Here is a 23,515-nt window from a genome sequence, read left to right on the forward strand (position 1 = left end):
GCGAGCATCCGGATTTTAAGGCTGTCAATGATCTTCGTTTTTCCTCTTGTTTGTGACACGCCAATGATCTCCGGAGTAAAGCAATGACGAGAATGACGCTCTCGGGCGAAACCAGCACATCCAGAAAAACCCGATCTTCAGTTTCTCAAACGATCACGTTCAATGTTGCTGACGTCGACGAAGAGGAGTTGGATGAAGACGAGCCATTGATGGGCGCGGTTCCGGCGGGCAAAGTCTCGGGCTTAAATAAAAACACCGCCCCGGGTCTGGCTTCACGTTCCGCGTCATGGATGAAATCCAATGCATTCAATATGGCAGGAATGACTCAAAACCTGTCCAGACGCTTGGTGTCATTGCTGGTTTCTCCGTCCGGCTCATACTCGGCACTGAAGCCTTTCGTCACCACGGATTTTGCGATTCTGACGTATTTGTGCACCGGAAACTCGCAGTGTGCCGGAGTGATGGAGCGAGGCCTCGACATGATAATCGAGGATGAAGCGAAAAAATTTTCCGAGGATTGCCGAAAAGTAAAACAGGAGACGGTGGAGCTTTTCGTCAAACTGCGCGACGATCCAAAGCTCGCGGCCAACATCCTGCCCATGCTCACCTTCGAATGGACGGGGCAACGCCTCAAGACGTTTGCGGAACATTGGCTGATTGCCAACTCCGCCATCGTGTTTGGCACTGACGCCCCGGTGTTTCTTGCTGGAAATCTGAGAAGTTACCGATATTTGTCACATGGGCTTCATCTCGTCAGGCAAGCGGCGAATGGCAATCGTCTGGATGCGCTCCTGCCTCTCATCGGCAATGTGATATCCGATCAGCTAATTCAGCGATTCACTTTCCAGCGGTCCGATGATCCTGAGCCTGATATTCTCCAGTTCACGACGTTTATGCTTGGCTGGTCATTGGCATATCGTTACCTGGCGAAGCATTCATCGCTGGAAAATGTCAAATGGCGAAGCGGCTTCAGAGCGCTGCAAGCGCGCATCCATGCACTGCATAATCTTTATTCAAGATCGATGATGCAGCTTCTGATCGCTCCCTTCACCGTGCCTGTTGCGCAACCAAAGTCCTTTGGCCTGACGGAAAAACAGTATTTTGTCAGTCTTGGTTTCAAGAAACTCCTGAAGAGCGGAGCGTCGAGGCCTGAGTCACTCACATCTGCTGTTATTGCACGCTTTCCGGAGGATGTGCTCGACGACATGTGCGGCGCACTGCATGAGGCAGGTCTATGGGACAGTGAACTGCTGGAGTTTGTGGACGTGTGCCAGGAAAGCATCGAACCGCATTCCAGGCGCATTGACCCTCTGGCATTCGCTGAGGCGGAACGCGATGCTGCGGCTTCGGATCCATTTGACAAGCCGGTTGGATCGCCGGCACCCAGTAACCTCGCGTCGAGCGCGGCCGTGATGGCCGCGGCCGCTGTGCCACTCCTGGCCGGGCGGGAACAATTGCAGATTGACCTCCCCCTCGATGGCTTGCCCGTTCGTCGAAACCTGGGTCGCTATTCTTTTATTGTCGGGGGCTTGATTGCTGCCGGGGTGGCGATAGGTTACCTCGGGTTGGCGATCAACTATTTTGTCGACACCGCGAGGCGCAATAGGCGCGTGTCAGCAGTCAATGAGGCACGGGAGCACGAAAGCGCAGAAGAATTAGCAAGCATGCTTGAAGACGACGCTGTCTTTGATCGGTTCGCGAACGAGACAGGCGAGATCATTCACAGCGAGCTTCTCGCAATGGGGTTGATCGAAGCCGGTGTGCTCGTCGAATCGGAAGGTATCGAAGACGCGCCGACAAACAGAACAAAGCGTGATTTGACTGATGCGCTCGTTCCACCCCTTCCTCCCTCCCTCTATTCTCCTTCTCCGCTTCAAAGCGAAGACGCCATCATTCCACAAGCGAGGATTTTGAATGTCAGCGCTATTCTTCCGAATTTTTCTCGGGCACCGGAGAAGCAGGAGTTCGTACAGCGGGTTTTGTTGGACCTCGATCCGGAGGAGTTCTGGCAAGCGCTCGAGACCCCGGCCGACCTGCGCATCGATCAAGACCTTGAATTGTCATATGCCGGCATAAGGGAGGCCGAACAACTCCATCTAGACGATCCGGCTTGCAGCGGCGATCCGGTGCGCATTGCTCGGGAGACTTTTGGAAAGCCGATCGAATCCATGTTGAGTCCCGCCAGATTGGTGAATCGCGATGAGTCCGAGGTACGGGGCGAAATCGCGAAACTGCTTGTTGCCGGGCGAGCTTATCTGACGCTGTGCGAGTCGGCTTCATTGTCAAAGCAGTATTACAGCATTCGCTTGCCGGAACCGACGATTCCGGCCGAACTGTTCGTGCCCGATCCCGATGCCGCGCTGGCACACTGGTCTGGAGTATTGAAACCAGGCCATCCCATATCCGCGGCGATCTTCCTTCTGACCAGCCGATTCAAAAAGGATGCGCAGCACATTTATAGTAACTTGACGGCGCGGCGGATCGATATAGCCGAAATCGAGCGGATTTTTAATTCGCTCCGGTCGGAGCTGACCACTGAAAGCGGACATCGTGAAACGGACGCCAGGCAGATCGCGCAGATTGCCCTGTATATTCTTCCGTCGTTCGAGAGGCGCACGCTCGAGTACTTCAGGGTGATGAATCAGGTGCTTGAGGATGCGCCGGGAATTCGCCCTGTCAACCCCGAATATGACCTTTACGAAGCGCAGGTCTATGGCGTCAGATATGCAATTGCACGAACGATGCCTCAACTGCTTCCGGTCTTCCAGCGTGCCCCTAAAGAGATGGTGCTTCTGCAGGCTGATTTTCTTGGCGACAAGATCTACAAGCAGGTCCAGGATTTCGCACAGGCCATGTTTTATGCGCAGTTGAATGGAGGTGGGTGGTCCCAGGCGCTGGATATGTCGATTCAACCGGAAAGACTGGTCGACGAATTCACCAAGGCGCTTGGCAAATCGGATTACCTACAAAGGATGAACCATCATGCTCTTGAGGGACTGAAAGCACTTAAGCAATTCAAAAAGGAGGAGGACGTCGGAAAAGGGCCGGTAAAGCGTAAGGAATACTACGAGCAATTCAATGGCTGGCTCGACCGATATTTGGTAGGTGCGTCCAGGGCGCTGACCGTGACGCGGTTCGACAGCATCAATGCATCACCGTTCTGGATCCACGATCCGTCCAGTGTGACTTACCGAGTCAATATTGTGATGAGTCAGAGGAGTACGAGAGCGTTCGGACGAGGATCGTATGACAAAAAGACCAAGACTCTCTATTGGTCCAGTCTGTCAAACGACAGCTACATGATCATCGAGACAGATAACACAATTCCGGAGGCGAGAGTAGTGAGCCGGAACGGAACGCAATGTAGTAAGGCGCTTTTCGCACAGTTCTTCGAAAGGAAGGAGAAATATGAATTCCTGGACTGGTTCGGTGTTCGAACACCGGAAAAAAAACAAGTGGCTGATTGTATCGAGCAGTTGTTCAAGGTGTCTCACATTGAATGGAACAAGGATATTGCCGATCTGGAGATCAGCACAGAGAAAACCGGGACTCAGGTCATCCAGCAACTCGATACCCTTGCAATAGAGCAGTTGCACATCTTCGTCACCAATCTGAAAGAGTCGATGCGGGCTAAATATTGGTACACCGCGATCAATGGCGCGCTTCCCTTCTATGACCTTGGGGTCCGTTTGAGCGAGGATCGTTACTACCGTCCCGACGCCGTTCGGATTACCGAGGAGGTCATCAACCTTGTTCTTCTGGTGGGTGATCCGGCAGTGGAGGCCGGAAAGGCGCTCGGAGTCGCAGCGAAGTGGGGATATCGCAGCATCCTCGAGGGCTACTTTGCCAAGGAGGCGATAGGTCAGATTGCTGTGCGCTTTGGGGAAGAAGCCGTACCGATTGTGACGGATGGCTTGATCAACGCCGGACAGCAACTCTCGAACGGCATCGTGATTGGCTTGCTGATGCCTCCGTTAGGGCCCTTGGCGATTCCATTGCAAATCTATGGATTGGTCAGTTTGGGGCGAAGGATATACCAGGCAGCAAGATCTTTCCGATTCTTCGAACCCGTTTCTCGCAGCGGCGCGCCATCACCCTTCACGGCGCAACTGGCGAAAACTGGTTACGTGAAGTTCGTCAAGGAGTGGCCGATGCCATGGGACGCGCCCGAGTTGACGCTCCATGAATACGAGGTAACGCCGCTGGGCGCGTCTGCGCTCAGATTACGTGGCGGCGATGGTCCTGGCGAAGTCATTCTTGCAGGGTCGTGGACTGAGTCCTTGAACGCTGTATCGGATTTCAGTGTGAGCCTGGCGGACGCGGGGCTGCCGGAAATGGAAAGCCAACCTGCCTGGCTTGAACAGAGCACAGAGCGCGGAGGAAAGCTTTTACAGGTCCTCGATGGGACGGACGCAATCGGTCAATCGGACGATTCAAACGCTTTGCTCACCACAACCGTGTTGAAGTTCGATCCCGCAGAAGACGGCTTCGTTCATGCAACGGTTGACTTGTCGAGGCTGGACGTGGCCGACTCAATCGTGCTCGACGCGCGGATCGGCGGGCGACAGCTTCTCTTGACGGGAATATCGGAGGACGGCCGTCGTCTTGAGATCTTTTATTTCAGTCGTTTCGACATCGAACCATGGAGTCTGAACTATGCGGAGGCGATATTGGGCGCGTGGAACACCCAACATCCGAGTCAAGCGTTGAACCCGTCAATGCACGAACCGTCGCCGCATCAGCTCATCGCGTCGATGCGGCTGACCGAATCGAATCTGATCTTCGGAAATCGCTGGAATGGAAGGCAGTTCGACTGGATGACCGCGACGTCTGACGCTCCGGCCTGGCAGCAGGTCCTGTTGAGGGCCGGTTCGTCGTTTGACGCGCAATCCGGTCAGTACGTCAACACCCGAATCGACTGCCGGATGACCGCGCTCAGGATTAACGAGGTTGTCAAGGTACGCACGTCCACCTCTCAGGTTCGAGAGCGTTCCAGAGAACGCATCAAGGCGCTGGCCGGTGTAGCGGAACAAGGCGCTGTTTTCTATGCTGACGAGATGGCGATGATGGTCGACGTCATGCGTGATGTGAAGCTTGCGAACTCTCCGAAGGCTTCGATCGACGTGGTCACGAACGCAATGAAAGACAAGTTCGGCGCGAATGAAGTCGTGGTCGAGCCACTGATACTGTCGACGAAGGTGGGAAGAGCAACGAGACGAATGCTTCTGTTTCGAATCCGCCAGAATGGTCGTGTATTCATGGCGGGCTGGGCGGGTGTATCGATCCGCGAACCTTTCTGCCTTGCGGAACAGTCGTGGTTCGAGGAAGCGCGAAGGGAAAGCGAAGGCACAACATCGGTTCTCGCGAAGGTGGACAGTCAGGATTGGACCAAGACCTTTAGCAGTTCGATCGAGGAACTGTTGCAGAGCGCTGACGCACAGGTGATATCCATCGATGCGACGGCACTCGAATTCGGTGAGTCAGCGAGGCTGAAAACCGGCATCGAGCCCATTGAGAAGAGCGCTGAAATCAACTTGCGTGTCGAGCAAAGCATCGACGAGATCGACGCAATGGTGGAGGGTTACCTGAACGATCGCGCGCCGTCGGATTTCATCAAGAAGCTCGACGATCTTCGTGATCAGATTCAACCCCATGCAGTACGCGTCACCACAGTGGTTCGTCTGGCCTACGACGCAAAGGCAATGCAAGCACCGTCATGTTCGGCGGCGCTGCATGTCACCTTGAGGAATGGCGCTGATTTCGTCGTGCCTGGTCAACCGGCAGTCAAACCGATCGTCTTTTCGAGCGTCAAGGACTGGGCAAGCCGTGGTGCAGACCTGGTGTTGACGTATGAAGAAGATGCTCCCGTCGGAAGCTTCTCGAGGGTCTTGACTGAGAAGAGCGCCGGTAGAAAATTTTTCGAGGGCGCGTTCTGGAAGCGTGCGGGTGAAAGCTACGAAGTCCAATCCTTCAATCCGAAGCTGACACGTTATCTGACCGACCAGCTTGACCAGAGCCGCGCGGAAAAAAATTTCCCGTGGCGCGACGTGCTCAATTCTGGCATTCGGCCGCAGTCCTGGTTTGAATCTCGGGCTTACCGGGTACAGCAGCTGAACGACCGTATCTCCAGCTACGCGAACGCGTCGCCTCCGGAGCAATTCGGCGCTTCCACATCGAAAACGGGCGCCACAGGCTCAGAAGAGAATCGGATTGCGGCATCCCCGGCTTCGAGCGTCGAGCGGTATGCGGTGAAAATACAGTTATTGCTTGAGTTGAACCTTCAACCTCGGGTGCAGGAAATACAGCCTGATGGAAGCTTGGCTGACAGAGAAGATATCATCGTCAGGCGCCTTCCATCTTTTGATCTGTTCACCGACCTGAACGAAGCATCGAGGATGCTTCAGGACTTCAAAGAGGTTTATCAGGATATTAAAAGACACGCCGAGAGCTTCGAAGGGGAAATTGGCCGGGAAGTCTTTCAATTGGCGGATCAAGAGATATTCAACCTCGATGTCCTCGCACATTCGCTTGAAGCGAAGTTGCCGGACCTGGAAATTTATGCCGTGGGCACACGTTCTCCTGCGTCCTTGGACGCTGCAAAGGAGAACCTGTTCGGTTTCGCCATTCTGAGCCAGCCTGCCGGGAAGAACGTAATAGTGAACAACGCACTTGTTGTTCATCCATTCGTGGCCATTCGAGAGCATCCGTCATTCTTGTTGCATTATCAAACGTCGAAAGGTCTCGATTTTTTCAGGAAAATTCAGCCTTTCGCTTTGCGAGGCGTTGCGAGCAAGCTGGTCGCGGATGCGATTTACGCGTCGAGCCGGAACAGCAAGGCAAAGCGGGTAGTTTTTGAAGTTACGGACGGTGAATTGCGCTCCAGAGCGAAATCGCTCAGGTTCGAAAGGATATCGAAAGATGAATTCGACAACATCAGCACGAGTGGTGAAAGGTTCGCCTCGCCCGCCAAGCAAGATCCGGAGTTTGCGGTCCACCCCGCATCACGAGTCTGGACGTCGTCGTCGTTTACAAAGGAAGCTGAGCCTGCGCTTGTCGCGCATGTGGCGGCTCGTCAATATGACAACGAACTGATCTCGCGTAACTTCATCTATGGCGTCGGCGCATTCGACTTTGTCAATTTGAGCGGTCGATCCGAACAGACCCTCGCGCTCCTGAATGGGATGTCGACGGAAAACTACATCAAGCGCGTGCTAGGCGTGTTGCAGGGCAGCAAGTCAATTCAATCGCCCCACAAAAACGGTTTCAAAACGTACACTTTTCCTGCCGGATATGAACCAGACATCGCAGTTGGCGACCTGTTGCAAAATCATGGAATAATGGACTTTGCAAACTCGCGGGCAAGCTCATTGCCGGTGCGGGGCAAGGTGGAGATTCGCTATATGCTGAATCACGCCAATTTCGCCAATCTCCGGACATTCCCAGGTGACGGCCCCGCTTTCAGTTTGCCGGGAGACCTGTTCCGGGTGGTTGCTCTTGAGAGAGTGAGTAGAAAAGATGGCGGCGTCACGTTCAATATTACGCTTGATCCGGACGACAGTTCGACAAAGGTATGGGCGAAGTCTGTGACTGGAGAAGCCATCCAGATGGAAGATTCCATAGAGCCGGTCGCCACTTTCGCCGCGGGGCGCTTCGACATCGAGACACGAAGAAAAGTCATGAAGGCATTGAGCTTGATCGGCGAGAAAGACCCTGAGTTGCGCGATTATCGTGACCGGCCGGATTCGAAATGCGAAGTTGCAGCCGAACGCTTCTTGAAGCTTTACAAAGATGGGTTTTCATCGATCCTCGAGCAGCTAAAGGGGCCCGACGAACTGGCTTTAAGGGATGTAATACTCATGCTGGCGAGCGACAGTTCAATTACGTTTCGGTACATGCAGATGGGATCGAGGCCGGTACACGTCGAGGATTTTAAACTGCAGGCGAATCATTTTGTGGTTATCCTCGAATTTCCTAATCACGCTGATCCTTCTGCACCCATCAAGGTGGCGGTGGATTATACCGCGCAGCAATTCAGCGGCAGGTTCAAACTGGACGAACCCATTATCGAATACGAGGATAGTTGGGCAAGAAGATACCGGAACGGAGCTAAACGAAAGAAAGGCGATGAATTGATCGTCTTTAATGATTTCCCGAACCTTTCGCGGGCAAAGTCGGCTGGACAAGCGATTCGCAGCGATCGTCGGCCCACGCTCGAGCATGGTTCGCGACTGACCGCGCCTGGCTGGTATTCGAACATTCCGTTCAAGATTACCGTGCCCCCGGCCAGCAAAGGACCGAGATCTGAAATTCGCGAGAGCTATCTTACATCGCTCGAAATGATCGAGAAACTTTCCAATGATCCAGTGGCTTCGCAGCTGCTGTATCACGATGCTTACGAAGCACGCGCGACTGAGAGAAAGCTGGATGATATCCTGGTTTCTTCGTATCGCGAGGGCGTTGCACTTGGAGGATCTCTCAAACCGGACGTGAGTCTGCGAGAGATCAATATAAAGCGGCCTGTGTGCGGAGCATTTGCCAATAATTTCCTGAAATGGGCAGCTGAAAGCTTTTTTCCGGTGGTGCCAGTTGGAAGGGGCGCAATCGAGCAATTCGATTCAAGCGAATTCCTACAGAAAGTCAAAAGCCTGCCCGCAGGAAAAGATCACGTCTTCGTGATCAATATAGGCAACCTTGGGTACAAGTTCATATTCGTGTTTCCTCCTGATCTGCTCGTCGACGAAAAGCCGGCGGGCGTTATTCTGCAATCGGATCTGGGTGACGGCGTTTTGCCTGAACTGCGTATTGACGATTGGATAGGTAGCGGCAGCGCGCTGAGAAAAGTGACGATTGAGGACATCGATCGATTGATGAATATTCAAGGGCCGGACTTAAGTCCGGAAGATATTCTTTTGATTTCCAGAACGCTTTCGGAATCGAACCCGTATCGCCTGAAAAAGTTGGAAATCAGGACGGGTAAGCCGGCGAGCTTCAGCGTGCAACAATTCAACCCAGGGAATCTGGTTCGGAATCTGCAGTTCCTGGCGCCCAAGCAGGCGGAAACGGTCGGTAATGAAGCGTCCAACAAGATCGATCAAGCGTGGTCTACTGGCGAGCAATTGCCAAAAGGCGGAAGACTTATCAGCAGAAAGGAATGGCTCGATTGCTACACCAGCGAGAATCCGGAGGCGTTCATCAAGCCGCTAGGAAGTACGCCCCTGTATATTCAAGAAGGGCATCGTTTCTACCGCGTGATGTATAGCGAATCGCACGCACTGTTTCTGGTCAACCCTTCAGCCGTCAGCGCAGAAACGGCATTCTATAAGCTGTTCAGCATGAAGAAGGAATGGCAAGTGATAAAAGACAGGAGCGTTTGGATCGATGACGATTTCTGACCCTGATCAGCGGCCCAGCTTTCGGCGAGGTCTGGGCCGCCTGTGCAGTCCAGACCAGTGCCAATGATCGCGGCTCCCTTACCGCGCGACCGGCCGCCAGGATGCACCGGGACCGGCAAGCGAGACCTTCGAGGCAAGCTCGGCCGACTTCGCTCCGAGGTCCTTTTCGAAGAGCTGCCCGTCCTGCTTCACGAGGAAACTCATCACCCCGGTCTGTCCATATCGGGCCGGAGTAGCGATCAGTCCCGTGCCACCGCCTTGAGCCGTCAGGATGCGGTAGTGGTAGCCGTAGTAGCCGTCTGCCGCGCTCGGTTTGTTGGGCATCTCCGCGGCGAGCGGGCCGAGCGGGCTTTCCGGTTCGCCCGGCGCCGTTGCCCAGTACAGGCCGTCGTGCTTGCCCGGCGTGCTGACGAAGCGGTCCGCGTAGCGTCCTTGCTGGTCGTGGAACTCCTTCTGCGCGGCGACATAGGCGAGCGCAACCTGCATCGCCGAACGTTCATTGCGGCCGATGCGCCGCGTCAGCACTTCATCGCGCGCGGCGGGCATGTCGAAGCGCCAGCCGTTCGCCACCTTCACGAGCGGGATCGGCAGCGTCCAGCCGCTGGTGCCGACTTCGATGTGGGCGGCGGGGCGGCCGTCGAGCGGCTGCGGGTCGTCGACGATGCGATGCTGCTGCGCCCACGCGCCGAGATAGGCGTAGATATCCTGTTCGCCGATGCTGTCGGTGGGAACGTAGTGCGCATGGTCCTTGCCGAGGACTTTCGAGAGCGCGCGTTCGTCATTGCTCGCGATGGCGTCAGTGAGCGCCTGGGCCGCGGCCTCGGTGCTTGGATAGACCGCTTGCGAGGCGGCTTGAGCGTGCGCCGTCGTCGCGCTGAATGCGAATGAGGCGAACGACGCGGCGAGTATCGCGCCAAGCACGGCTTTTTTCGAGAAGGCGAGAGTGTGGTTAGGGGTCATTTCAGGCTCCTTGATCGGGCGTTCGTCGCGTGCGCGGCGTGTAGGCATGGATGGGGTCATCAACGGCGATGGAAGCCGCCGCCATGTAATCCGCCGCCGCCGAAGCCGCCTGGATGTTGTATGCCGCCGCCGCCACCCAGCCCGCCGCCTTCGTGCTGAATCCCGCCACCGCCGCCGCCGAGACCGCCGCCCTGGCGTTGCATGCCGCCGCCTCCAGGACCATTACTCGGGCGCTGCACGCCGCCGCCGTTCGCGCCGGGCCGGCTTTGCGTCCGGTTCGCGTACGACTGCCGGCTTGCCTGCCCGCGCTGGACGTCCTGCCGCGCAGCATTGCCGTCGCCCGCGCCGCGCAGCGCATTGTCGCGGTTGACGCTTTGCGCGCGCTGCTGAAGGTCGCTGCGGTTGAGCGCGTTCTGACCGCCGCCCTGGCGAATGCTCTGCGCGCGCTGGCTGGCTGTCTGATTGAGGTTCTGCCCGGTGCGCTGCTGCAACGTCTGCGCGGCTTGCGCGCGGGCGTCCTCGCGGCCGCGGAACTGGCCGGAATTCGCGCCGAGGTTGGCGTTATTGAAGCCGTTTTGCCGGCCGCCGAGGTTGTTGCGGTTGAACTGCGGATCGTCGCGATTCCAGCGCACGTTGTTGCTGTTCGCATTGATGCGGTTGTTCACGTTGATGTTGTTGTAGCGGTTCACGTTGACGTTGACGTCGCCGCGATTCCAGTCGCAGTTGCCCCACAGCGAGTTGGCGACCGCGATGCCCGCGCCGAAGGCGAGCCCCGATACGAAGCCGGTCGCGATGGCGTAGCCGGGCGGCGGAGGCACATAGACCGGTGGATAGGCCGGATAGGGCCACGCACCGTAGACGACCGTCGGGTTATAGGTCGGCACGTAGACCACTTGCGGATTGGCCGGCACGATTTCGATTTTGGTCGTGCTGGTCGTGCTGGTGGTGCTCGGCGCCTGCTGGACCTTGACGGTCTGCTGCTCGTTGCTCTTCAGGTTGCCGGCGCCTTGCGCCGCGCGCCGCAGACGCTGCACGGAGTCCATCACGTCGCTGGGCTGCGCGATGAACGCATTGCCGAGCTGCGTGGTCCAGTCGATCTTGGACGCCAGGGTCGCCAGCGCCTGCGGGAACGCCACGAGCGATTGCACGCTCGGATCCCATGGCTGCGACTGCACGGCGCGGACGGCGTCGTCGCCCTTGAGGTTCGTGTTGGCCTTCGCCCACGCATCGGCGTCAGTTACTTGCGCGGGATAGGTCGACGCCATCAGCACCTGGGCGAGCAGCGCATCGGGATAGAGCGCCACCGGTGCGGTCAATGCGTCGAGCTGCTGGTTGGAGAGCTTCTGCGTGGGGTTTGCCGCGGCGGGCTGTGGAGCCATCTGAGCCGGCACCTGAGCCTGCGCGTAGTACGGATGCAGATACTGGACCGCGACGGGCACGGCGACCAGCGCCGCACTCAGCGCCACGATGCGCACTGTGCGCTTGCGCGATGGCGAGCCTTTCGCTGGCGGAGGGGAAGGATTGCGTTCCACGATCAGGTCCTCCGGTGCGCGATGACCGCCGCGCGTGTGCGACGCGTCGGGCCGGACGCAGCGCGCCCATGCCTGCTGCGCTGGGCAGGTGAGAGAAAGGGAAAGGGGAGGCGCTCGGCATCGAGCCAGTCGGCTGCAATGCCAAACGTTTGCTGGTCGAGCCAGGACGCGAGAGACGTCTTGTCGCGCATGACGTTGTCCGGTAGTTAAGGCCCGCAGACGTTACGGTCGGGCCCCAAGGTGTGTCAACGTGATTGAGGAAATATCACGTTTCACTGTTACGAACAACGTAATTCGGACCGGAGAAAAAGGGAGCGTGGAGGCGCCGGAACCGACGCACCATGGCAACGCGGCCGGCATCTCGATGCCGGCCGCGCGTGGAGCAGGAGGGCGCTTACTGCTGCGGCTTGTTGGAGAGCGCGAGGCGCAGCAGGTCGGCGACCGTATTCACGGAGAGCTTCTCCATGATGTTCGCGCGATGCGCCTCGACGGTCTTGATGCTGATGCCGAGATCGTCGGCGATCTGCTTGTTGAGCCGACCGGCGATGATGCGTTCCAGCACCTGATGCTCGCGCGCCGTCAGCTTGCCCAGCCGCTCGGCGGCGGCGCGCTGCTGCTGCACGCTGGTGCTCTCATTGCGCGCCTTCTCGAGCATGCGCTCGACCAGCTTGCGCAGTTCGGCTTCGTCGAAAGGCTTCTCGATGAAATCCATCGCGCCTTTTTTCATGGTCGAGACGGCCATCGGCACGTCGCCGTGACCTGTCACGAAAATGATCGGCAGCAGCGAGTTCTCGGCGATCAGCTTTTCCTGCAACTCGAGCCCCGTCATGCCGGCCATCCGCACGTCGAGGATCAGGCATGAGATCGCGCCGGAATGGGCGACTGGCAGGTACACGTCGAGGAAGGACTCGGCGCTCGAAAAGCACTGCACGCGATAGCCGTTTGCCTCGAGCAGCCAGCGCAAGGAATCGCGCACCGCTTCGTCATCATCCACGACGAAGACGGTTTCCTGAGTGGTGACTGTGCTCATAGTTCTCCCGTAACGGTTTGTTGTCTCGTATGTTCATCGTCGGCGGAGCCGTCCGTGGCCGAACCGTCCACCTGGCCGATCGGCAGGCTGCAGTGAAAGGTCGCGCCGGTCACGTGACCGTCCGCCTCGACGTTGTTGACCACCCAAAGTCTGCCGCGATGCGATTCGATGATCGAACGGCAGATGTTCAGCCCCATGCCCATACCGTCGGACTTGGTGCTGTAAAACGGTTCGAACAGGCGCTCGGCGGTGGCTTCGTCCACGCCCGGGCCCTGATCGACCACGCTGATGCAGACAAAGCCGCCGTCCATGCGCTGCACGATGACGCGGATCACCGGATCGATGGCATGTGGTTTCGCATCATGCATCGCTTCCGCTGCGTTTTTCAACAGGTTCACCAACACTTGTTCGATCAAAACCGGATCCACGTAGATCACCGGCATGCGCGAGCGGATTTCCGTGACGATGCGGATCTTGCGCTTGCGCGCCTCGATCTCGGCGAGACCCACCGCGTCCGCGACGATATCCGCCACGCGCGCAGCCTGGCGTTTCGGTTCCGAGCGCTTCACGAACTCGCGGATGCGCTTGATGATCATGCCTGCGCGCACCGCCTGCTGGGCGGTTTTTTCGAGCGCCGGCAACAGCGTTTCCTGCGTCATGCGGCCGGATTTGACCAACGCGACGCAACCCGAGCAGTAATTGTTGATGGCGGCGAGCGGCTGGTTCAGTTCATGGGCGAGCGAGGACGCCATTTCGCCCATCGTCATCAGGCGGCTCGTGAACTGGAGTTTTTCCTCTTGCTGGTGCGCGAGTTCCTGCGCCTGCTTGCGCTGCGTGATGTCTGTTGCGATCTGCATCTGCGCGAGATGGCCGTCGACCCACTGGATGTACTGGCGGCGCACCTCGAACCATTTCTGGATGCCCTCGACGTAGACTTCCTGCGCGTCCGCCGAACTTTCGGTGAGCGCGGTGGCGGGCAGGCCGGCGAAGGTATCGACCATGTCGATGGTGTCCGACGAACTCTGCGAGGTGCCGTCGAACGCGGCGCCGGCGAGCTCCAGATGGCCGTCCGGCCGAATGCCGAACAGATGCCGGTAATAGCGGTTCGCAAACAGCAGTTCGGCTTCGTCGGCGGCGAGCACGGAGACGGCGGCGTCGAGGCTTTCGAGCACCGTGGTGAAGCGTTCGTGCGCGGCGGCGAGTTCCTCGCGGGCGCGCTTCGGTTCGGTGATGTCGGTCATCGACGACATCCAGCCGGTCTGGCGCCCCGAGCTGTCGATCAGCGGCGAGACGTAGAGGCGCGCGTGAAAGAACGAGCCGTCCTTGCGGCGCACGCGCAGCTCGAAGCCGGACGAGGGCGCCTTGCCGCGCAGGGTCATGTCGAGCTGGCGCTGCATTTCCGGATAGGCGTCGCGCGGCCAGTAGGGGAACGGCGCGTTCTTGCCGACCAGATCGCTTTCGTCCCAGCCCGTCATGCGGCAGAACGCGGGGTTCACGTGCGTGATGCGGCCGTGCATGTCGAGCACGCGCATCCCGATGAGCACGGAGTTTTCCATCGCGCGGCGGAAGAAGGCCTCGGCGTAGAGCGCCTGCTGCGCCTCGAAACGCTGGCGGGTGTGCTTCCACAGACTCCACAGGCTCCACAGCACGAAGCACGACAGCCCGGCGACGAGCCACACCAGCGTGTTGTTGGTGAAGTTGGTGAGTTGCGGATACGAATAGACGCGCACCGACAAGCCCTGACCCGGCGGATCGAGCGGCAGGTCGTAGAACATGTCGCGCGGCAGGCGCGGGCGGCTCGACGTGGTCGCGAGCTCGCGGTTGTTCAGATCGGTGATGGAGATCTTGTACTTCGCCGACAGTTCGCTCGGAATGTCGTGCTTCAGGATGCCTTCGATCGAGAACACCGCGGCGATGGAGCCGAGGAACTCGCGGTCGCGGAACACTGGCGTCTGCAGCGTGATATAGCCGTTGCCGAGATCGTCGTACAGCAGCGGCGAGTAGACTTGGCGGCGCGTATTGCGGGCTTCGTCGAAGGCGGCCTGCACGGCCTCGTCCATCTGCGTGTCGTTGGGCTTGGCCAGGCGGGAACCGAGCAGGGGCAGCGGCGTATTGGGCCAGCGCGGCTTGTGCTCGCTGGTATACCAGTTCATGTAGAGGATCTCGGGATGCCCCTGCATGATGTCGGTGGACGCGGTCTGGAAGTTCTGCGGGTCGCCGTGACCGCCGGCGATGTCGCGCGCGAGCGCCTGGATCTGTTCCTGCGCGCCTGTCATCGACAGGCGGATCTGCTGCTGGGCCCACGCCACATTGCGATACAGCGTGTCTTCCTGCTGTTGCTGTTCGCGCCGGTTGAGACTCCACAGGATCAGACTCATCACGACCAGAAAGACCAGGATCGAGATGAGCGGCGTGAGTAAATAGGAGTTCGACCACCACGGGCCGTGGTGCCAGCGGGTGGGCGACGAGTCAGACGGCTTGCGCCCGCCCTTCGCCGAGCGTTTGATCAGCCGTTCGGTCAACATGCGTGCGATTGTAACGCAGCACCTGATTGTTAATTGGCGTAAAAAGACAGGTAAGACCGCGCAAACGCGGCAAAAGGAGGAGAAACCTCTGATAAAAAAACCTTACCGGACGGTGCATTGCAGCATTTTTTCGTATTATGAGATCAGCTCTCATGATTTGAAAAATTCCTTGCATCTTGATCTAGACCCTCTTTAGAATTGCCGGCACGCGGCCGGGCCCCCTTTTTTTCGGGCGTGCGCCAGTGGTTCAAGAGTGTTCCTCACATCAGGAGACGAGCATGTCCGCTGTACCCGACGAAGTTCTCAAATATGTCGCCAACGCCAAGGACGACGATCCCCAGGAAACCGCCGAATGGCTCGACGCCCTCGACGGCGTGATTTCCGCGGTCGGCCCTGATCGCGCGCATTACCTGATCGAGAAACAAATCGAATTCGCTCGCGTGCATGGCGAGCATCTGCCGTTCTCGGCGAACACGCCGTACATCAACACGATCCCCGTCGCCTCGCAGTCGAAGATTCCGGGCGACCAGGACGTCGAACACCGGATTCGCTCGTACACGCGCTGGAACGCCATCGCCATGGTGCTGCGCGCGGGCAAGGACACCAACGTCGGCGGCCACATCGCCTCGTTCGCGTCGGCCGCGACGCTCTATGACGTCGGCTTCAACCACTTCTGGCATGCGCCGTCGAAAGACCACGGCGGCGACCTCGTGTTCGTGCAGGGCCACTCGTCGCCGGGCGTGTACTCGCGCGCGTTCCTGCTCGGCCGCCTGACCGAGAAGCAGCTCAACAACTTCCGCCAGGAAGTGGGCGGCGAGGGCATCTCGTCGTATCCGCATCCGTGGCTGATGCCGGACTTCTGGCAGTTCCCGACCGTGTCGATGGGCCTCGGCCCGATCATGGCCATTTATCAGGCGCGCTTCATGAAGTACATGGCGGCGCGCGGCATCGCGAAGACCGAAGGACGCAAGGTCTGGGCATTCCTCGGCGACGGCGAGACGGACGAGCCGGAATCGCTCGGCGCGATCGGCATGGCCGGCCGCGAGCGTCTCGACAACCTCGTGTTCGTCATCAACTGCAACCTGCAGCGTCTGGACGGCCCGGTGCGCGGCAACGGCAAGATCATCCAGGAACTCGAAAGCGAGTTCCGCGGCGCCGGCTGGAACGTCATCAAGGTGATCTGGGGCAGCCGCTGGGATGCGCTGTTCGCACGCGACAAGACGGGCGCGCTGATGCGCCGCATGATGGACGTCGTCGATGGCGAATACCAGACCTACAAATCGGAGTCGGGTGCGTTCGTGCGCGAGCACTTCTTCAACACGCCGGAACTGAAGGCGCTGGTGTCCGACTGGTCCGATGAAGACATCTGGAACCTGAACCGCGGCGGCCACGATCCGCACAAGATCTACGCAGCCTTCGACGCGGCCACCAGGACGAAGGGCGCGCCGACCGTCATTCTCGCCAAGACCATCAAGGGCTATGGCATGGGCGAGCACGGCCAGGCGATGAACATCACGCACCAGCAGAAGAAGCTGCCGATCGACACGCTGAAGAAATTCCGCGATCAGTTCCGCCTGCCGCTGACCGACGAACAGATCGCCGACGTGCCGTACCTCACGTTCGAGGAAGGTTCGAAGGAACTGGAATACATGCGCCAGAAGCGCATGGACCTGGGCGGCTATCTGCCGGCGCGCCGCGAGAAGGCGGAATCGCTGCCGGTGCCGGCGCTCAGCGCGTTCGAGCCGCTGCTCAAGGGCACGGGCGCTGGCCGCGAAATCTCCACGACGATGGCGTTCGTGCGCGTGCTCAACATCCTGTTGAAGGACAAGGCCATCGGCAAGCGCATTGTGCCGATCGTCCCGGACGAGTCGCGTACCTTCGGCATGGAAGGTCTGTTCCGCCAGATCGGCATCTGGAATCAGGACGGCCAGAAGTACATTCCGGAAGACTCCGACCAGCTGATGTTCTACCGGGAATCGGAGACCGGCCAGATCCTGCAGGAAGGCATCAACGAAGCAGGGGGCATGTGTGACTGGATCGCAGCCGCGACGTCGTACTCGACGCACGGCGAGATCATGATCCCGTTCTACATCTTCTATTCGATGTTCGGCTTCCAGCGCATCGGCGACCTGGCCTGGGCCGCGGGCGACATGCGTTCGCGCGGCTTCCTGCTGGGCGGCACCGCGGGCCGCACGACGCTCAACGGCGAAGGCCTGCAGCACGAAGACGGCCACTCGCTGCTGTGGGCGGCGTCCGTCCCGAACTGCGTGAGCTACGACCCGACCTTCGGCTACGAACTCGCGGTCATCATGCAGGACGGCCTGCGCCGCATGGTCGCGGATCAGGAAGACGTGTACTACTACATCACGGTGATGAACGAGAACTACGAGCACCCGGCGATTCCGCAAGGTGACGCCGTGGCCGCCGACATCATCAAGGGCATGTACGCGTTCAGCAAGTCCGACGCGCCGGCCAAGGCGCACGTCCAGCTGATGGGCGCGGGCACGATCTTCAATGAAGTGATCGCCGCAGCCGAGCTGCTGAAGAACGACTGGGGCGTGTCCGCCGACCTGTGGAGCGTGCCGAGCTTCACCGAACTGGCCCGCGAAGGCCAGGCCATCGAGCGCTACAACCTGCTGCATCCGGCGGAAGAGAAGCGCGTGCCGCACGTCACGAAGCTGCTGACGGGCGCGAAGGGTCCGGTGATTGCATCGACCGACTACATCCGGGCGCTGACGGACCAGATCCGCGCGTTCGTGCCGCAGAAGTTCGTGGTGCTCGGCACCGACGGCTACGGCCGTTCGGACACGCGCGAGGCGCTGCGCCACTTCTTCGAAGTCGACCGCTACTGGGTCACGCTGGCGGCGCTCAACGCGCTCGCCGACGAAGGCACGATCGAGCGCAAGGTCGTCGGCGAGGCGATCAAGAAGTACAACCTCGACCCGTCCAAACCCAACCCGATGACCGTCTAAAGGCATCGCCCCCGTGCGTTGTGACGTGGCCTCTCTCCGAAGCGGAGCGAGGCCGCGTGCAACCAGGAGACACTAATAATGAGTCAAGCGATCGAAGTCAAAGTGCCGGACATCGGCGATTTCAAGGACATTCCGGTGATCGAGGTGCTGGTCAAGCCGGGTGACACCGTCGAGGCCGAGCAGTCGCTCGTCACGCTCGAGTCCGACAAGGCGACGATGGACGTGCCCAGTTCCGCTGCCGGCACCGTGAAGGAAGTGAAGGTCAAGGTCGGCGACAACGTGTCGGAAGGCACGCTGATCGTCGTGCTGGAAGGCGGCGCGGCTGAAGCGCCGAAGAAGGAAGAAGCGAAGCAGGAAGCGGCCACCGCGCCGGCGCCCGCGGCCGCCGCTTCGGGCGGCGGCGTGGTCGAAGTGAAGGTGCCGGACATCGGCGACTTCAAGGACATTCCGGTCATCGAGATCGCGGTCAAGGTCGGCGACACGGTCGAGAAAGAGCAGTCGCTCGTCACGCTCGAATCCGACAAGGCCACGATGGATGTGCCGTCGCCTGCTGCGGGCACCGTCAAGGAACTGAAGGTCAAGATCGGCGACAACGTGTCGGAAGGCACGCTGATCCTCGTGCTCGAAGGCGGTGCGGGTGCATCGGCAGCGCCGGCAGCATCGGCCGCCGCTCCCGCTCCGGCCGCGAAGACCGAAGCGGCGCCGGACGCGCCGGCCAAGCCGGCTCCGACGAAGGAAGCGCCGTCCGCGCTGGCGCAGGCGCCCGTGATGCCGGCCGGCGACGGCACGCGTTCGTCGAGCCATGCATCGCCTTCGGTGCGCAGGTTCGCGCGCGAACTCGGCGTCGACGTGGCGCGCGTGCGCGGCACGGGTCCGAAGGGCCGCATCACGCAGCAGGACATCACGAGCTTCGTGAAGGGCGTGATGTCGGGTCAGGGCGCGGCGCCCGCAGCGGCGGCTCCGGCCGGCGGCGGTGGCGGCGAACTCGGTCTGCTGCCGTGGCCGAAGGTCGATTTCGCGAAGTTCGGCCCGGTCGATCCGAAGCCGCTGTCGCGCATCAAGAAAATCTCGGGCGCGAACCTGCACCGCAACTGGGTCATGATTCCGCACGTCACGAACAACGACGAAGCGGACATCACCGAGCTCGAAGAACTGCGCGTGAAGCTCAACAAGGAGAACGAGAAGGCCGGCGTGAAGTTCACGATGCTGGCGTTCGTCATCAAGGCGGTGGTGTCCGCGCTGAAGAAGTTCCCGACCTTCAACGCCAGCCTCGACGGCGACAACCTCGTCTTCAAGCAGTACTACAACGTCGGTTTCGCGGCCGATACGCCGAACGGCCTTGTCGTTCCGGTGATCCGCGACGCCGACAAGAAGGGCCTCGTCGACATCGCGAAGGAAATGGCGGACCTGTCGAAGGCGGCGCGCGACGGCAAGCTCAAGCCCGACCAGATGCAGGGCGGCTGCTTCTCGATCTCGTCGCTGGGCGGCATCGGCGGAACGAACTTCACGCCGATCATCAACGCGCCCGAAGTCGCGATCCTCGGTCTGTCGCGCGGTCAGATGAAGCCCGTGTGGGACGGCAAGCAGTTCGTGCCGCGCCTCACGCTGCCGCTGTCGCTGTCGTATGACCATCGCGTCATTGACGGCGCCGAGGCCGCGCGCTTCAACGCGTATCTGTCGGCGATTCTGGGCGATTTCCGTCGCGTCATTCTTTGATCGTTGCTTTGATCGTTTGATAGGGGCCGCGTCCGGACCTGCGGGTCCGGGTACGCGGCCGGCCGACGGGGACCGGCAATGTCCGGTCCAACCGCTCTTTTCTTAGGGGACACCATGAGTCTCGTCGAACTAAAAGTACCCGACATCGGCGACTTCTCCGATGTCGATGTCATCGAAATCCATATTCAGGCCGGCGACCGCATCGAGAAGGAACAGGGCGTGATCACGCTCGAAACCGACAAGGCCACGATGGAAGTGCCCGCCGACGCGGCAGGCACCATCAAGGAAGTGAAGGTCAAGCAGGGCGACAAGGTGTCGCAGGGCACGGTCATCGCGATGATCGAGACCGAAGGCGCGGCAGCTGCGCCGGCCGCCGCGCCGGCGGCTCCCGCTGCGTCCGCTCCGGCTGCGGCTCCCGGTGGCGCCGTGCAGGAGGTGAAGGTGCCGGATATCGGCGACTTCAAGGATATTCCGGTCATCGAAGTGCACGTGAAGCCGGGCGACACGGTCGAGAAGGAACAATCGCTCGTCACGCTCGAATCCGACAAGGCCACGATGGACGTGCCTTCGCCCGCTGCGGGGACGGTCAAGGAAGTGAAGGTCAAGGTCGGCGACAACGTGTCGGAAGGCACGCTGGTCCTGACGCTGGAAGGCGGCGCAGCCGCAGCGCCCGCGCCTTCGAAGGCGGCTCCCGCTGCTGCCCCGGCCGCACCTTCGGCGCCCGCGCCGCAGGCCGGTTCCTATTCCGGCGCCGCCGATGTCGAATGCGACATGCTCGTGCTCGGCGCCGGTCCCGGTGGCTACTCGGCGGCGTTCCGCGCGGCCGACCTCGGCATGAAGACCGTGCTCGTCGAGCGTTATTCGACGCTCGGCGGCGTGTGCCTGAACGTCGGCTGCATTCCGTCGAAGGCGCTGCTGCACACGGCGCTCGTCATCGACGAAGCCGCCGAACTCGCGGCGCACGGCATCAGTTTCGGCGAGCCGAAGGTCGACCTCGACAAGCTGCGCGGCTTCAAGGAAGGCGTCGTCAAGAAGCTGACCGGCGGCCTCGCCGGCATGGCGAAGGCGCGCAAGGTCCAGGTGGTGACGGGCGTCGGCAACTTCGTCGATCCGAACCACATGGAAGTGAACGGTCCCGACGGCAAGAAGGTCGTCAAGTTCAAGCAGGCGATCATCGCGGCCGGTTCGCAGTCCGTGAAGCTGCCGTTCTTCCCGGATGATCCGCGGGTCGTCGACTCGACCGGCGCGCTCGAACTGCGTCAGCTGCCCAAGCGCATGCTCGTGGTGGGCGGCGGCATCATCGGCCTGGAAATGGCCACGGTGTATTCGACGCTCGGCGCCGATATCGACGTCGTAGAAATGCTCGACGGCCTGATGCAGGGCGCGGACCGCGATCTCGTGAAGGTCTGGGAGAAATTCAACGCCAAGCGCTTCACGAACGTCATGCTGAAGACGAAGACCACGAAGGCCGAAGCGAAGGAAGACGGCATCTACGTGAGCTTCGAGGGCGAGAAGGCGCCAGCCGAGCCGCAACGCTACGACCTCGTGCTGCTCGCGGTGGGCCGTAGCCCGAACGGCGGCAAGATCGGCGCGGACAAGGCGGGCGTGGCGGTGACGGAGCGCGGCTTCATCAACGTCGACAAGCAGATGCGCACCAACGTGCCGCACATCTTCGCGATCGGCGACCTGGTCGGCCAGCCGATGCTCGCGCACAAGGCCGTGCATGAAGGGCACGTCGCGGCGGAAGCGGCGCACGGCGAGAAGGCGTACTTCGATGCGCTGCAGATTCCGTCGGTGGCCTATACCGATCCGGAAGTGGCCTGGGCCGGCAAGACGGAAGAGCAGTGCAAGGCGGAAGGCATCAAGTTCGGCAAAGCCGTGTTCCCGTGGGCCGCTTCGGGCCGCGCGATCGCCAATGGCCGCGACGAAGGCTTCACCAAGCTGATCTTCGATGAGGAAACGCATCGGGTGATCGGCGGCGGGATTGTCGGTCTGAATGCGGGCGATCTGATCAGCGAAGTGTGTCTCGCGATCGAGATGGGCGCAGATGCCACCGATATCGGCAAGACGATCCATCCGCATCCGACGCTCGGCGAATCCGTCGGGATGGCTGCGGAGCTGTACGAGGGCGTCTGCACGGACTTGCCGCCGCAACGCAAGAAGTAAGTTCTCTTCGCGTTCAACACGCGCAAAAAAGGCGCGCTCCTGTGAAGGAGCGCGCCTTTTTCATATGCGCCGCGTCATATGCGCCGCGTCATGTTCGCCAAGCGAGCAATAAAAAACCCGGCACAGTGGCCGGGTTTTCCTGGTGCGTCGTCAGCCAGCCGGGCGACGCCCGGCAGCAAACTCAGGCAACCGACTTCTTGGCGACGCGCGAAGCTTGCTCGGTCGCTTGCGTAGCGGCCTTCGTGGCGGCCGTGGCGGCTGCGTTGAAGTTGCTTTCAGCGATCTCGACGGCTTGCTTCGTTGCCTTGTGAACCGTTTCGTACGTGGTGTTGGCGGCGGTGATGGCCGACTTCATCACGGCGACAGCCGTTTCCGAACCAGCGGGTGCGTTCTTCGCGACGTTGTCGACGAGCGTTTGCACCTTGCGGTTTTGCTCTTCGTATTGCACTTCCGCGACGCGGGCGAATTCAGCTTGCGTGGCCGAGGCAATTTCATACAGGTGACGGCCATACGACAGTACCTTTTCCGCGACCGGCTGCGTCAGGCTGGCTTGCAGCGCGAGCAGTTCCTGTGCGTCCTTCACCGACAGCGCGCGTTGCGCGTTTTCCTGGCTTTCGGCCAGCGTGGACTTCACGACTTGCAGATTCAGTTCAACCAGCTTTTCGACGCCTTCGAACGCCTTGTTCGTCAGACCGAACAGCGTGTCGAAGTTGGCTTTCTGGGCAGCGGCGATTTGCTCGGGGGTCAACAGTGTCATCTCAGGCTCCTGATGGCCGACCCATCAAACGCGGGTCGTGGTTTGGGTAGATCCGGCGACAACGATTGCCGGTTCAGTGCAACTGCGATTGGTGCGTCGCAACATGAAAGCCATTTTAGTGATATCCCGAACGATGTCAAGCTCTTTTTGTGCATCGCACAAACAGGATAAAACTCAGTTTAAACAGAGACTTACAAGTAGCGTTCGGGCGCTTGGAAAGTCCGTTAAAACCCTTGTGCACCCGCTCTGGGATCGCGCGGGCAGGCGTTTCAGCGGGAGCGGAATGCTGATGAAATCACGCTTCGATGAAGTTTTGATGTTTCGCTTTGATGGCCCGGCGTATCGGGTTTAGGCGGGAGGACTTGCGGCGGGAGGGCTTGCGGCAGGAGGGCTTGCGGCAGGAGGGCTTGCGGCAGGAGGGCTTGCGGCAGGAGGGTTTGCGGCAGGAGGGTTTGCGGCGAGAGG

At 60.0% G+C, this 23,515-nt stretch carries 10 protein-coding genes; 4 read left to right on the plus strand and 6 right to left on the minus strand.

Going from position 1 to position 23,515, the window contains the following annotated elements; all coding sequences use genetic code 11:
* Window positions 1-83 precede the first annotated feature (83 nt).
* The gene (locus tag QCE63_RS06275) at window positions 84-9,392 is read left to right on the plus strand and encodes a cycle-inhibiting factor (RefSeq protein WP_309831574.1); all 9,309 of its coding nucleotides are present in this window, start codon (window positions 84-86) and stop codon (window positions 9,390-9,392) included.
* 78 nt (window positions 9,393-9,470) lie between these two features.
* On the opposite strand, the gene QCE63_RS06280 is transcribed toward QCE63_RS06275, so the two are convergent.
* The 4 genes from QCE63_RS06280 to fixL form a co-directional block, all read right to left on the minus strand.
* Window positions 9,471-10,352, minus strand: coding sequence for a DUF2950 family protein (locus QCE63_RS06280; protein ID WP_309831576.1), 882 nt, complete (start codon window positions 10,350-10,352; stop codon window positions 9,471-9,473).
* 59 nt (window positions 10,353-10,411) lie between these two features.
* Window positions 10,412-11,731 (minus strand): DUF3300 domain-containing protein, encoded by a 1,320-nt coding sequence (locus QCE63_RS06285; protein ID WP_309833708.1) that lies wholly within the window; start codon window positions 11,729-11,731, stop codon window positions 10,412-10,414.
* A gap of 547 nt (window positions 11,732-12,278) precedes the next feature.
* Window positions 12,279-12,914 carry an oxygen response regulator transcription factor FixJ gene (gene fixJ, locus QCE63_RS06290; protein WP_086969731.1) on the minus strand — a complete coding sequence of 212 codons (636 nt, stop codon included), beginning with the start codon at window positions 12,912-12,914 and terminating at the stop codon, window positions 12,279-12,281.
* A complete protein-coding gene (gene fixL, locus QCE63_RS06295) occupies window positions 12,911-15,439 on the minus strand; it encodes an oxygen sensor histidine kinase FixL (protein ID WP_309831580.1) in 2,529 nt (842 codons plus the stop codon). The genes fixJ and fixL overlap by 4 nt, the downstream gene beginning before the upstream one ends.
* A 278-nt stretch (window positions 15,440-15,717) precedes the next feature.
* Between fixL and aceE the strand changes: the two genes are divergently transcribed.
* The 3 genes from aceE to lpdA all read left to right on the plus strand — a co-directional run bounded on the left by aceE (window position 15,718) and on the right by lpdA (window position 22,293).
* Window positions 15,718-18,411, plus strand: a complete 2,694-nt coding sequence (aceE, locus tag QCE63_RS06300) for a pyruvate dehydrogenase (acetyl-transferring), homodimeric type (RefSeq protein ID WP_309831582.1) — start codon at window positions 15,718-15,720, stop codon at window positions 18,409-18,411.
* Between the two features lie 78 nt (window positions 18,412-18,489).
* The gene (gene aceF / locus QCE63_RS06305; RefSeq protein ID WP_309831584.1) at window positions 18,490-20,127 is read left to right on the plus strand and encodes a dihydrolipoyllysine-residue acetyltransferase; all 1,638 of its coding nucleotides are present in this window, start codon (window positions 18,490-18,492) and stop codon (window positions 20,125-20,127) included.
* A 114-nt stretch (window positions 20,128-20,241) separates the two neighbouring features.
* Entirely contained in the window at window positions 20,242-22,293 is a 2,052-nt protein-coding gene (lpdA, locus tag QCE63_RS06310; protein WP_309831586.1) for a dihydrolipoyl dehydrogenase, read from the plus strand.
* 181 nt (window positions 22,294-22,474) lie between these two features.
* Here the strand turns inward: lpdA and QCE63_RS06315 are convergent, their stop codons facing one another.
* Together QCE63_RS06315 and QCE63_RS06320 are read right to left on the minus strand one after the other, a co-directional pair.
* Window positions 22,475-23,050: a phasin family protein gene (locus QCE63_RS06315; protein ID WP_309807927.1), complete on the minus strand. Its 576-nt coding sequence runs from the start codon at window positions 23,048-23,050 to the stop codon at window positions 22,475-22,477.
* Between the two features lie 269 nt (window positions 23,051-23,319).
* The coding region (locus tag QCE63_RS06320) for a hypothetical protein (protein WP_309831588.1) at window positions 23,320-23,515 on the minus strand (196 nt) is incomplete at its 5' end.

The sequence above is a fragment of the Caballeronia sp. LZ065 genome (genome assembly GCF_031450975.1).
Taxonomy (GTDB): Bacteria; Pseudomonadota; Gammaproteobacteria; order Burkholderiales; family Burkholderiaceae; genus Caballeronia.